Genomic DNA, 14297 nt, shown 5'->3' with positions numbered 1-14297 from the left:
CATTTAGCGCAAATTATGTTTAACCTTACATTAACAAAAGGTAAGATGGTTATTTTGCTGTTATTTTAAGAAGTTTATTGTGAATTTGAAGCGCCTGCTTCTTAGCTGATGCCAAATCGCTATTTGTAATAATAAAGTCTGAAAGCTCTTTTTTTTGAGCATCAGTCCACTGATTTTTAATTATAGCTTCAATTTTTTCTCTTGTTGTATCGTCTCTTTTTAATATTCTATGTATCCTCAATTCTTCATCTGCAATAACAGTAATGATATAATCATAATTGAGTTGTAAATCATTTTCAAAGATGATTGCTGCCTCTTTTAAAACATAAGGCGCATCTTGTTTCTTTAACCAACGTTTAAAGTGTGAAGCTACTTTTGGGTGAACAATGGCATTCATTTTGTTCAGCAATGACTTATCACTGAAAATCTTCTTTGCTAGATATGGTCTATTTAATTTGCCATCTACATAGGCATTGTGACCAAATAATTGAGTCAACTTTCGTTTTATGACCTTTGATCTATTCATTAGTGCTTTAGCCTCCTTATCAGCCACATAAAGCGGTATGCCCAATGAGTTTAAATAATTGGCTATTGTGGTTTTACCACTACCGATTCCACCTGTAATGCCAACTACTACCATACTATAATTTAATAAAATCTATACGTTTCTGCTTAACACTTGCTCTTTTAACGAAATCTGGTTTTACAACAATTTTGGGTATCATGAACTGTTGACCTTCATTAACATCATTAAAGTCGCATTCTACCTTAAAATTAGATTCTGTAATTGAATTAAACCGATTTAAATCTATATAATAAGATACAGATACAGTCTTTGGGAAATAGTTAATGTTTACATTATTTGGAGTGTTCTTTATTACTACAGGTACTTCAATAGTACCTTCGGTAAATCGTTCTACATCTCCATAAACCTTAATCGATGCTGGTACTGCTTGTACGTCATTATATTTTGACATATCCAAATTAATTCGTTCTTCAATATCTAATTTGATATCAGAAAGAGACAATAATTCAGTATTTATGGATTCGATAGATTCAAGCTTTGACATTGGCCCAACTAATTTTACACTATCAATATCTTTGTTCAATTCTCCAAGCAAATCAAAACCTAAAGCATATTTAAAATCTTTTTTAACAACAACATCCACATATTTTGTTGACATTTTTGAAAACTTTAAAATTAAAGTGTCAGGTTTAAGCGTAAATAATTTATACGAACTACCCAACTCTTCTTCAATTATATATTTTTGACGCTGTACATCAAATACAAATTCATTATTTCTTGTGATGACATCAGTCTTTGCATCTATCCTTATTATTTTAGAATCCTTAAAGACAAAAGGAACTAAAGTAAATCCTTTAGCTTCAACATATGCATTGATTAGATTTAAAGAGTCATCTTCAATTACAATTTCTTCATCTAAATTGACTAGCTGAATTTTTAGAGTTATATTTTGTTTGTAATCATTGGAAAGCTTAGAAAAAATCAAAAAAACAAAAGCCAATATGAAAAAGATACTGAACCTTTTTACATTTTTCTTTTTTAGATAATTTGAAATTTTCTTCTTCATTTAATTAAATACTATTTATTAAAAAATAAATAAGAGAACACTTCTTCGGGTTTTCTTTTTAAAAAAGCCACATAAATACTCGATTTTAAAAATCCATATCCATATCCAAAAAATTGAACTAAAATGGCAATTACAGATTGTATGGCTACAAAGATATTCTTGTAAGTAATAAATGAAATTAATAATGCAAGAACAAAATAGACTATATAGAAATACAATGGCCATGTTAAACTGATGGTTAAATATAAAACGAATGAAACCAATAACCCAAGACTAAATAGTGTAGGAAACCAATAGACTAAACTACTAGAGTTTGGGTGCCATTTATTAAGTATTGGTCTAACCATACCAAACCTATTGACCTGTTTGTAAAATTTAGACCAAGAAATACGCCTTTTATGATAAACAAATGCATTTGGTATTAAAACCGTTTTATAACCTAGCTTAAGCAGTCTTAAAGACAAATCTGGATCTTCGCCTGGATGTATTGAACCAAATCCTCCCGAATCAATAAAAGCTTGTTTAGAGATGCCCATGTTAAAGCTACGTGGTTGAAACTTATTAACCTGTTTCTTACCACCTCTAATTCCACCAGTAGTGATTACAGAAGTCATAGCAAAGCTGATAGCCTTTTGTAAATTAGAGAATGAAGGGTGCGAAGCATCAGGGCCTCCAAAACAATCATAATAACTCACGTTAAGAAATGACATAACTTCAGTTAAGTAATTGCTTGGTAGCAAAACATCTGAATCTAATATGATGTAATAATTTCCTTTAGCCTTTCTCATTCCATAATTACGAGAATTACCCGGTCCTGTATTCTCTTTAAAGTAATACGAAATATTTAATTTATCATTAAATTCTTCAATGACTGATTGTGATGATTCCGTTGAACCATCTTCGATAATTACAATTTCATAGTTATAATTTCCTTCTAGACCTAAAAAGCTTTCAAGTAGTTCTTTTATTTCTTGTGGTCTATTAAATACAGGTATAATAAATGAAAATGATAAGTCCTTCATACCTTACAAAGGTAAATAAACCTATAAGTTTATTTTTTAATAAACTTCATTATTTCATGTGTGTTTTGAGAAGATAATCTTATAAAGTAAACACCTGTTCCTAATTGATAAATATCCAAAGAAATATCTTTGCTATTTGGTTCAACTGACTTATATTTCTCACCTAATAAATTGAATACTTCAAGCTTATCAATTATTTTAAAAGAATCAATATTAAGAATGTTACTTGTTGGATTTGGATACAATGTGATTTTATTGGTATTAAATTCATTAACAGATAATGAACTGCCTTCAACTATTTTTAAATTCTGATTAGGTGAAATATTATAAAATATATCTTCGGTACCACTTAACCAATTCACTTTAACATAGTCAATTAAATTGGCGTCTCCAATACCAAAAAACTCACTGGCTGAATTCTGGGACAAATAACCTTCGCCACTTAATGTATATCTATATTGTTTTTCTCCATTAACTGAAATTTCTATGAATGAGCCAATACCATTTCTATTACTAATGGTACCCTCTAACTTTACTTTTAACCAATTGTTACTAGTATTAGAATTGTTCTTCCAAAGAAATATATTGTCATGGTTTATATTATTAACTAAAATTTCTGGATAACCATCATTATTGGTATCTCCTATAGCATTGGAGTAGCTAATTGCGAAATCACCTGGTACGGCGTTATTTTCAAGTGAAAATTCTCCGTTATCATTTCTAAATAATGCTGATGACAAATAACCTAAAACCGAACCATCATGTTCAGCAGTAACGTAAATATCTAAATCACCATCATTCTCGGCATCTAAAAAGACCGAACCCCAAGCTACGCTATTCATTGTGGTATTTGTTAACTGGGCTACATCTGTAAAAGTACCATCACCATTATTTTGAAGTAAAACATTACCAACTACGTCATTGGTAACATAAATATCTAGCCAACTATCAGAATTAAAATCACCTACGGTAACAGACATGGCGTCAATAGTAATATCAGTACCAGTTTCTAATCCAACTTCAGTAAATGTTCCGTCGCCATTATTCTTATACATAGTATTGGCATAAGCAATTTTATCGTTTGCCACATATATATCCTGAAATCCATCCTTATTATAGTCAATAAACGCTGAACAAAAAGATAGTGTCCCTGTGGATAAAAGTCCAACTTCTGCATTTACAAGTGAAAAGGTATTATTTCCGTTGTTTTTATATAACACATTTGGTATTGTAGTATCTCTATTTGACAGAAACACATCCAAATAACCATCATTATTGTAATCTCCCCAAGACGCACCATACGTAACTAATACTTCATTTAACATACCTGATGAATTGGTTATGTCTTGAAGCATCATATTACCTAGATTCTCATATAATCTATTCACATTTGTATCACTAGTGACAAAAAGATCATTGTCGCCATCATTATCAATATCAACCCAATTAACCTGCTTGTTTCTCCAATTATTATTTGAGATATTAAGTGTTTGTTCTACAAAGTTACCATTGATATTTTTATAAAATCTAATTGGATCACCATTAGCGGTTGCAACTGTTAAATCATCCCAACCATCATTATCGTAATCAAAGAAAGACACTCCATTACCAAATAATGTATTACCACAAATAATTTCTACACCAAGCTCTTCAGCTTGATTGTTAAAAGCAATCTGTGCAAAGCAAAAGTTAATTGATAGTAACCACAAAGTCAAGTGATAAAACTTCATAATTGAGTTTACTGGTTTTATTATAAATGCAGATTATTGTTTAATTATTCTCAGGGTTTTTTGAGCATTCCTAAACTCAACTTCCACCATATAAGGACCTTCTTCTAAAATTGATAAATCTATCTCACACTCCAACGACTGAGGTTTGGTTGACATAACCAATTGCCCTAACATATTATAAATTCTAACACCTTCTATTTGGTATTGCGCATTGAAAGTCAGGATATTTTTTACTGGGTTTGGAAAATAAGTTAGAGCTAAGGAATCATCAACTTCTGAAATGGAAAGCGAGGAACCCTCAACAATGTTCAGGGTTTGGTTCGCAGACACATTGTAAAAAATATCTTCAATCCCGCTTAACCATGTCACCTTAACATAATCAATAGTAGTATCTGTACCTAAACCAAATTGCTCGGTTCCTGAATTTTGAGACAGATAGCCTTCACCCAAGCAGGTATAACGATATTGTTTATTACCATTTATGGATATTTCAATAAATGAACCTACACCATTTCTATTACTTGTCGTCCCTTCAAGCTTTACTTTAAGGTAATTATTACTTGAGTTCGTATTATTTTTCCAAAGGAAAATATTATCATGGTCAATATTATTGACAACAATTTCCGGATAGCCATCATTATCTGTATCACCCAACGCATTACCATAACTATAAGCATAGTCATTAGGTACGGCATTATTATTAAGCTGAAATGATGATGTATTCACTTTCTCATAAAAAGCAGAAGACATAAATGGTGCAGCTGTGCCATTACCTTCGCCACTTACATATAAATCTATATCTTTATCATTATCGGCGTCTAAAAATACTGCTCCCCAACTAGAACTGTTAAATGTGACTTGATATTGTTGCGCCATATCTGTAAAGGTACCGTCACCATTATTAACAAAGAGTACATTGTTTGTTGGGTCATTAGTAATATATATATCCAACCAGCCATCAGAATTAAAATCCTCTACTGTTACCGACATGGCATCTATACTTACATTAGTGCCAGTTTCAGTACCAACTTCTGTGAATGTACCATCACCATTATTCCTGTACATTAAATTTGGATTAGGGTATTTATCATTAGACACGTATATATCTTGATCACCATCATTATCGTAGTCCAAAAAGGCTGAGCAAAAAGACATGTATCCATCTGTTAACAATCCTGCTTCAACATTTGCTAAGGTGAATGTTTTATCTCCATTATTTTTATAAAGTATGTTTGGAATAAAAGGATCTCGTACTGATATAAATACGTCTAAATAGCCGTCATTATTATAGTCGCCCCAAGAAGCACCATAATATGGGAAATTATCAGTGAGCATACCTGATGTAGACGTAATTTCAGACATAATCATATTACCTAAATTTTCAAATAACCGATTACCCGAATTGTCACTGGTAATAAAGAGATCGTTATCTCCATCATTATCAATATCCACCCAATTAATTTGCTTGTTTCTTGCATTATTGTCAGATATATTAAGTGTCTGAGAGACAAAATTTCCATTGATGTTTTTATAGAAATAAATAGGATCACCTAAAGCTGTTGCCACGGATATATCATCCCAACCGTCATTGTCATAATCAAAGAAGGTTACACCATTACCAAGAAATGTATACTCACAATTAACATTAATACCTAATTCTTGCGCACTCTCTTCAAAAGAGACTTGAGAAGACAAAAGGTTTATTGAGAAGATTATTAAAATTACATACCGCATCATCAAAAGCGCAATTTTTTCTCAAGATAATAGAATAATTAAAGAAATAAAAAAAAGCCGTTATTCAACGGCTTTTTTATAAGTATAAACTGAATAAGTTATTGTTTTATTACTCTTACTGTTTTTGTAACATTTGCAATAGTTACTTGAACGAAATATGTACCAGTTTCTAATCTAGACATATCTAATTCGCTATCTACAGTTTGAGGCTGTGCATTCATTACTTCTTGACCAAGCATATTATACATTCTAACAGTCTCAATATTATTTTGAGCGTTTAAGGTTAGAGTATTTTTTACTGGGATTGGATAGTAAGTAAATGCTGCTTCACTATTCAAATTCTGGGTGCTTAGGGTTGCACTATAGGCTGATACCTGAAAGGCTAAAGGAGAGTCTCCAGCAAATTCAAAAACTCTTATATATACAATTTCACCAGCAAGCCCATCCGCGGATTCAATTTCAACTAATGAAAACAAATCAACTCCGTCATCATCATCACATTCAAATTCGACTAGGGATCCACAATTACCTGTATATATACTCATACCAGTGTCACCGCTAGGTATAGGAGGATTAGAATCCGTAGCAATAGTTAAGTTGCCATCTGGTGGTACTAAAGCCCAAAACCATTGATCGCCACCTAAACTAGAAGGATCTAATGGATCATAAGTACTACAGGATGGATTAGGTAATTCTCCCGAACCTGTAGCACCTTGATTAGTTGTAAGTATTGGATTATCAGAAAAGATAGCTCCAATAGTTAATTCCAAAGCATTTGCACAATCGTTATTAACTGGTGGTGCAGGATTCGCCTCCGTTGTAAAACTATATACGGCACAACCAGTAGACTCTAAAGAACCATTAGTTGGTATAATCTGCCAATAGTATGTTACACCATTTTGCAGATTGATGACACTAAAAAACGGATCAGGTGTAACTCCTAAATTAACTAATGCACCAGGATCAGTTCCAATAAAAAATATGTAACCAGCCGCAGGTGTTCCAGTTGACGGTGGGGTCCACGTAAATGTATATTCACCACCAAAAGCAATTACATCAGATGCCGTATCGGTTGGCGATATAGGCATCTCAGCACAATTAGGAGGTGGAGGTGCTACTTGAGTCGTAAAGCTATACTCTGGACAACCAGTAGCTTCAACACCACCATTTAAAGGTACTATCTGCCAATAATAAGCTGTATTAAAATCAAGTCCTGTTACGTTAAACAAAGTTCCTGTTACTGTCCCAACATTTGTTAAGGATCCGGGTGTTTCACCAAAGTACACATTATATGCATCGGGTGTTGGTCCCGTTGATGGAGCTGTCCAGGTTAAATCTACCGCCCCACCAAAAATAACAACATCAACCGCAGAATCTAAAGGAGATATTGGTGTTTCAACACAATTAGGTGCTGTTGGTAATTCTTGTACGAGTATATCATCAATGTACCAGCCTGAAGCGAAATTTCCTATATAGTGAAAAGCCACATAAACAGTGGAATTTACGGGTAAAGAGAAAGGGCCATTTGAAACCCACGTATCTTCCAAACCAATTACGTCATTAACGGTTGTCCACGTAGCTACTGTTGGATCACCAGAACCGGAATAGTCAGTAGAATAAACAACATCATGTGTAACTGCAAAACCAGCAAAATCTACATTCTCAAAATATGATAATACAGGATTGGTTGTTGCAGACAAATTTAGTGGTGGAGATATTAACCACCTATCATTAGGATCATTAAAATCATCAAAAAATGCCGCGTTTGAAGGACTATTAGATCGCTCAGTAGTTTGGGCCCATAAGTTACCAGCATCGGTTCCAGACCCTGCTATATCTATCCATCCTGAAGGTGGGAAACTGCCTTCGAAATCTTCGCTTAAAATCTGTGCCTGAGCAAATGTAAAGACTAAACAACACAGAATTAGAAGAGTAATTTTTTTCATAAATCTTAAATTTTAGTTATGGTTTATTTGGAATATATTATCAGCAATTATGTACTACTACACCAATAACTTATGTCGACGAAAAGTAAATATTTTCGTTGTAATACGCAAATAATAAATTAATTATAATTTATTACAACAAAAAAAAGCCACTGCAATCAGTGGCTTTTTTTTGTTATTATTAAACATTTATTGTTTAATGATACGAATGGTTTTTGTAATGTTGGCTATAGTAACCTGTACAAAATATGTTCCCGTTTGTAAACTTGATACATCAATATCGCTATCTACAGCTTGTGGCTGTGCATTCATTACCTCTTGACCTAGCATATTATACATTCTAACATTTTCAATGTTATTTTGAGCATTTAATGTTAATGTATTTTTAACTGGGTTTGGATAGTAAGTAAATGCTACTGAATTATCAAACTCATCAGTAGATAATGACGAACCTTCCACAATGTTCAGTGTTTGATTTGCACTAATATTATAAAGTATATCCTCATTACCACTCAACCATTTTACTTTAACATAATCTATCATAGTGTCAGTACCTAAGCCAAATTGTTCTGTTGCCGAATTTTGAGACAGGTACCCCTCTCCTAAGCAAGTATAACGATATTGCTTATTGCCATTTATTGAAATTTCTATAAATGATCCTATTCCATTTCTATTACTAGTTGTACCTTCAAGTTTAACTTTTAACCAATTATTAGATTGAGGTGAGGTATTATTCCATATAAAAATATTATTGTGATTTATATGATTAACAACAAAATCAGAATACCCATCATTATCTAAATCGCCAATAGCATTAGAATAACTCTCTGCAAGATCATTGGGAATAGCTCCATTAATTAAATCAAAAGTTCCATCATTTTGATTTTCATAAAATGCAGATGATAAATATTGAGGGAAAGCCCCATTTGTACCACCACTCACATACAGATCTAAATCCATATCATTCTCTGCATCCATAAACACAGCACCCCAACCGATACTATTAAAAGTTACTCCATATGAACTTGCTAAATCTAAAAAAGTACCATCAGTGTTATTTATTAATAGTATACTATCATCATTATCATTTGTCACATAGATATCTAACCAACCGTCGTTATTTAAATCCTCTACAGTGACTGTCATGGCATCTACATAAATACCTGAGCCAGTATTTAAACCGACTTCGGTAAATGTTCCATCCCCATTATTTCTATACATTAAATTAGGATAATTAACTTTATCATTTGCGACATAAATATCCTGATCACCATCATTATCATAATCCAAAAATGCTGAACAAAAAGACATAAATCCAGTAGTTAAAAGTCCAGCCTCAAGATTTGCTAAAGTAAATGTTTTATCTCCATTATTTTTATAGAGAATATTTGGAATATTTTGATCACGAATGGATATAAAAACATCTAAATAACCATCATTATTGTAGTCTCCCCATGATGCACCATAATAAGGAAAAATATCTGTAAGCATACCTGACGTTGATGTAATCTCGGACATAATCATATTACCAAGGTTTTCGAACAATCGGTTGCCTGAATTATCGCTAGTAATAAAAAGATCATTATCACCATCATTATCAATATCCACCCAGTTAATTTGTTTATTTCTTTGGTTATTATTGACAATATTTAAATTATGGTAAACAAAATTTCCATTAATATTTTTAAAAAAATGAACTGGGTCACCTTCAACAGAAGCCACAGTAATATCATCCCAACCGTCATTATCGTAATCAAAAAACGCTACCCCATTACCTAAAAAGGTATTATCACAATTAACATTTACCCCCAATTCTTGAGCCTTTTCCTTAAATTGAATTTGTGCAAAAAAAAAGTTAGAAGAGAAAACTAAAACAAGTAAATATTTTTTCATTTGAATATACCCTTAAAATACTAATTGAAGCTAAAACATAAAAGCCGTTTTTTCAAACGGCTTTTTATAATAATTGTTAAAGTTTATTGCTTAATTACTCTTACTGTTTTTGTTACATTAGCAATAGTGACTTGTACAAAATAGGTTCCAGTTTCTAATGAAGACATATCTAATTCACTATCTACCGTTTGTGGTTTAGCATTCATTACTTCTTGACCAAGCATATTATACATTCTAACAGTCTCAATATTATTTTGAGCGTTTAATGTTAATGTGTTTTTAACCGGATTCGGATAATAAGAGAATGAAGCTTCATTGTCAACACTATCATTACTTAAGGTTGCGCTATATGCAGAAATTTGAAATGCTAAAGGATTATTTCCGCTATATTCAAAAATTCTTATATAAACTACCTGATTAGCCAATCCATCAACAGGTTCAATAACAACTTGAGAAAAGAAGCCATCCGGAGAGTCGTCATCATCACATTCCAACTCAGCTAAAGCTCCACATGATCCTGTATAAACAGACATACCAGTATCTCCACCAGTCCCTGTGGGATCAGCATTGGTTTCAATTGTTAAATTGCCATCGGCAGGGACAGTAACCGAATACCAAACATCTCCTCCGAAACCCTCTGGATCTATAGGGTCATAAAGACTACAGCTTGGAAGAGGAGTTTCACCAGAATCTGTTGCCGAAACGTTTGTACCAACTATAGGATTCTCTGAGAAAACAGCTCCTGGTGTTATTGGTGTCGCATTAGCACAGTCATTATTAGACGGTGGAGGTGGTAACATTTCTGTTGTAAATGTCCACTCTGCGCAGCCTATCGCAGGTTCTGCACCATTCAAAGGAACAACCTGCCAATAATACTGTGCGTTAAAGGCAACGTTAACTAAGTCTATAAAAGTATCTGTTGTAGTACCAAGACTTGTTAATGAACCAGGCGTATCTCCTAAGAAAAACTCATAAGCCGTTGGTGGTGGCCCTGCGGACGGCGCAGTCCAAGTTAAAGTAAGTTCACCTCCGAAAATAGCCACATCGGTTGCCATATCCATTGGAGATATAGGCATTTCTGCACAGTTTGGTGCCGGTAATGCAGGCGTAATAGTAACCGAAATGTTTGTAATATCTGCTGGCGCAGAATAAGATCTAAATAAGCCTAATTCTAAAAATCCATCAACGGAAGGATCATAAGCTCCTCCTGGAATAGCACCTGAAAAAGTCAAGGTTGTTGAAGCTCCTGAAGTTGCACCACCAGAAGTTGGTGGATCTACATTGGTTGTTCCTGCCGTAGTTGTGAAGTCTAGTTCTTCTTCACTAGACCATGGGTCACTTGTACCTGGATCTGACCAATCATATGTTACAGTAAATGTTTCATAAACACCTGCAGGTACACCAGCAGCATTACCTGCATCATTAACTGCCACAACAACTGGAGTTGGACCCGTTGTCTGGTACATACCAGTGTCTAGCGGAAAAGTAAATTGAGCCATTGCTGTGAATGAACACATTAAGGCCATTAAGAAAAATAAAGTAATTTTTTTCATATATTTTAGTATTTAAGTTAGTAATCCCTTAAAAATATGTTAAAAAACAGGAACACTGACAATCATTTACCCTAAATCGATAAAAAACGATATAAATCGATTAAATACAAATCAATAAAATGTAATCAACATGTTATCAACAAAAAAAGCTGTTATAGAATCCATATAACAGCTTTAAATTGAGTAATAATTTCGTTTAATCGTTGTCCATAAAAACATCCATCACTTCGTCACTAACACCCATATTACTAAACCCTCCATCGTTATAAAGGTTTTGAAGTGTCACTCTTTTTGTAAGATCACTAAATAATGTAACAGTGTAGTTTGCACAGTCCATGGCTGTTGCGTTACCAAGTGGTGACATTTTCTCTGCGTATGCAATAAATCCATCAAACCCCTTCACACCACTACCCGCAGTTGTTGGTGTTGGAGACTGAGAGATTGTATTTACTCTAACATTTTTATCTCTACCAAAGAAATAGCCAAAGCTACGAGCAATACTCTCTAAATAGGCCTTGTTATCTGCCATATCATTATAATCTGGAAATACACGTTGCGCCGCCATATAAGTTAAAGCAACTATACTTCCCCATTCATTCATGGCATCAGCTTTATATAATGTTTGCATTACTTTATGGAATGACAATGCAGAAACATCGGTTCCCTTTTGTGTCCAATCATATTTTTGATTTGTATAAGCCCTACCTTTTCTCACGTTAATTGACATACCAATAGAATGCAATACAAAATCTAACTTTCCTCCTAAAATTTCCATAGATTTTTCAACAAGATTCTGAAGATCTTCTTCTGATGTGGCATCTGCAGGAATTATGTGAGAACCTGTTTTTTCTGCCAAAGCATTTATTTGACCCATTCGCATTGCAACTGGTGCGTTTGTTAGGACAAATTCACCACCTTCTTCGTGTACACGTTCAGCTGTTTTCCATGCAATTGAGTTTTCATCTAATGCTCCAAATATGATTCCTTTTTTTCCTTTCAGTAAGTTATACATATGGTTATATTTTAATTAGTTAGTTTCTTTTTAAGGCTGTAAATATACTATTAATTCAATAACTGTTTAGCATGCGCTATAGCTGATTCTGAAACATTAATGCCGCCTAACATTTGCGCAATTTCAACAACTCTATCCTCTTCATTTAACCGCTTTAAATTGGTATGGGTCTTATTTTCCTTATCTAATTTAAAGACCTTAAAGTGTGTGTCTCCCTTGGCAGCAATCTGAGGTAAATGTGTTATTGAAAAAACTTGCATAGTTTTGCTCATTTGCTTCATTATACTGCCCATTTTATTTGAGATTTCACCAGACACACCTGTATCAATCTCATCAAACATAATAGAAGGTAATTGAATATATTCTGAAAGAATTGATTTAATCGCCAACATTATTCTAGACATCTCACCGCCAGAGGCTGATTTTTTCAAAGTATTAAAACTAGATCCTTTATTTGCCATAAATAGAAACTGCAAGGTGTCTTTTCCATTTTGGAAATAATTCTGAGTGCTAGTAATATCTATTTTAAATTTCGCATTTGGCATTCCTAAATCCGACAAAATTGCTTCTAATTTTGTAACCAATATAGGTGTTGCAGAATTTCGTTGTTTATTGATTTTTGATGCAAGAACATCAAGCTCAGTTCTTAACTTAGCGATTTCACCTTCTTTTTCTTTTATAGAATCATCTAAGTTTTCGGTATTATCAACTTTTAACTTTAAATCAGTCCTAATATTGGTTAATTCTGTTACTGTGGAAACCGAATGTTTCTGAAATAAATTATTAATAATTTGAAGCTGAGAATTAATTTGCTCTAATTCTTGAGGATCAGTTGAAAGATTCTCATGAAGGTTATCCAACTCAACTAAAATATCTTCTAAATCTATACTTAAACTTGTAATTCGCTCCAATAAAACATTGTACATCTTACCAAAACTAGAGATTCTAGTAAGCTCTTGTTTTACATTATTTAATTGGTCTGTCAGCCCTAAATTTTCAGCACTGATTATTGAACGTACATTTCCTAATCTCTCACTTATGTCTTCAACATTGTTTAATGCTTCAAATTGAGATTCTAAATCTTCAAGATCCAAATTATCAAGATCTATTTCAGATAGCTCCTTCAACAAGAATAAATTATAATCGTATTCTTTAATCAATTCTGATTTTGACAACCTTAATTCTTCTAATTCCTTATCTAGTAATTTATACGTCCTTAATTCTGAAGAATATTCAATCAATACATTTTTGTTTCCTGCCAATGCATCAATAACTTGAAATTGATAGGAGTCTTCTGTGAGTTGCTGCGTTTGATGTTGCGAGTGAATATCAATAAGATGCTCACTAAGTGCAACTAAACTATCTAATGTTACTGGCGTGTCATTTATAAAAGCCCTAGATTTACCTGAAGGCAAAATCTCTCTCCTAATAATTGTTTGAACATCAAAGTCTAAATCTAAGGTGTTAAAAAGGCCTTTCAGATTGTACTTTGCAATATCAAAAATTGCCTCAATTACACACTTTTCATCCTTGTTTTTTATCTGGCTTAAATCTGCACGTTTGCCAAGCACTAGGCTTAAACCACCTAACAATATAGACTTACCTGCTCCTGTTTCACCAGTAATAATGGTAAAGCCATTATTAAAGTCTACATTAAGCTCATCAATAAGCGCAAAATTTCGGATATGTAATGATGATAACAAACTCTACTATTTGTAATAACAAAATTAATAGTTTCGATTTTTATATTAAGGGCATTGCTAAAAAAGTTATGCAGTATTTATATGGGAAAAATTATTCTGATCGCCAAGAGCA

At 33.0% G+C, this 14297-nt stretch carries 10 protein-coding genes; all 10 read right to left on the bottom strand.

Annotation, left to right across the window (positions count from 1 at the left end):
- Window positions 1–49: 49 nt before the first annotated feature.
- On the bottom strand, window positions 50–640 hold the full coding sequence (coaE, locus tag ACFWV9_RS08775) for a dephospho-CoA kinase (RefSeq protein ID WP_411894834.1): 591 nt from the start codon (window positions 638–640) through the stop codon (window positions 50–52).
- A 1-nt stretch (window position 641) separates the two neighbouring features.
- Entirely contained in the window at window positions 642–1592 is a 951-nt protein-coding gene (locus ACFWV9_RS08770) for a CdaR family protein (RefSeq protein ID WP_411894833.1), read from the bottom strand.
- A gap of 11 nt (window positions 1593–1603) precedes the next feature.
- Complete coding sequence (locus tag ACFWV9_RS08765) at window positions 1604–2614, bottom strand: glycosyltransferase (RefSeq protein ID WP_411894832.1); 1011 nt, start codon at window positions 2612–2614, stop codon at window positions 1604–1606.
- A 29-nt stretch (window positions 2615–2643) separates the two neighbouring features.
- Entirely contained in the window at window positions 2644–4344 is a 1701-nt protein-coding gene (locus ACFWV9_RS08760) for an FG-GAP-like repeat-containing protein (protein ID WP_411894831.1), read from the bottom strand.
- Between the two features lie 33 nt (window positions 4345–4377).
- Window positions 4378–6039, bottom strand: a complete 1662-nt coding sequence (locus ACFWV9_RS08755) for an FG-GAP-like repeat-containing protein (RefSeq protein WP_411894830.1) — start codon at window positions 6037–6039, stop codon at window positions 4378–4380.
- A gap of 137 nt (window positions 6040–6176) precedes the next feature.
- On the bottom strand, window positions 6177–8024 hold the full coding sequence (locus ACFWV9_RS08750) for a choice-of-anchor J domain-containing protein (RefSeq protein WP_411894829.1): 1848 nt from the start codon (window positions 8022–8024) through the stop codon (window positions 6177–6179).
- 189 nt (window positions 8025–8213) lie between these two features.
- Window positions 8214–9917, bottom strand: a complete 1704-nt coding sequence (locus tag ACFWV9_RS08745; protein WP_411894828.1) for an FG-GAP-like repeat-containing protein — start codon at window positions 9915–9917, stop codon at window positions 8214–8216.
- Window positions 9918–10000: 83 nt separating this feature from the next.
- Window positions 10001–11470: a T9SS type A sorting domain-containing protein gene (locus tag ACFWV9_RS08740; protein WP_411894827.1), complete on the bottom strand. Its 1470-nt coding sequence runs from the start codon at window positions 11468–11470 to the stop codon at window positions 10001–10003.
- 196 nt (window positions 11471–11666) lie between these two features.
- Window positions 11667–12482 (bottom strand): enoyl-ACP reductase, encoded by an 816-nt coding sequence (locus ACFWV9_RS08735; protein WP_411894826.1) that lies wholly within the window; start codon window positions 12480–12482, stop codon window positions 11667–11669.
- Between the two features lie 50 nt (window positions 12483–12532).
- Window positions 12533–14185 (bottom strand): DNA repair protein RecN, encoded by a 1653-nt coding sequence (recN, locus tag ACFWV9_RS08730; protein WP_411894825.1) that lies wholly within the window; start codon window positions 14183–14185, stop codon window positions 12533–12535.
- Between the last annotated feature and the right edge of the window lie 112 nt (window positions 14186–14297).

Origin of the sequence: Winogradskyella sp. A2 (genome assembly GCF_046762865.1) — a bacterium.
GTDB lineage: Bacteria > Bacteroidota > Bacteroidia > Flavobacteriales > Flavobacteriaceae > Winogradskyella.
This window is presented reverse-complemented; position numbering and strand designations above follow the sequence as displayed.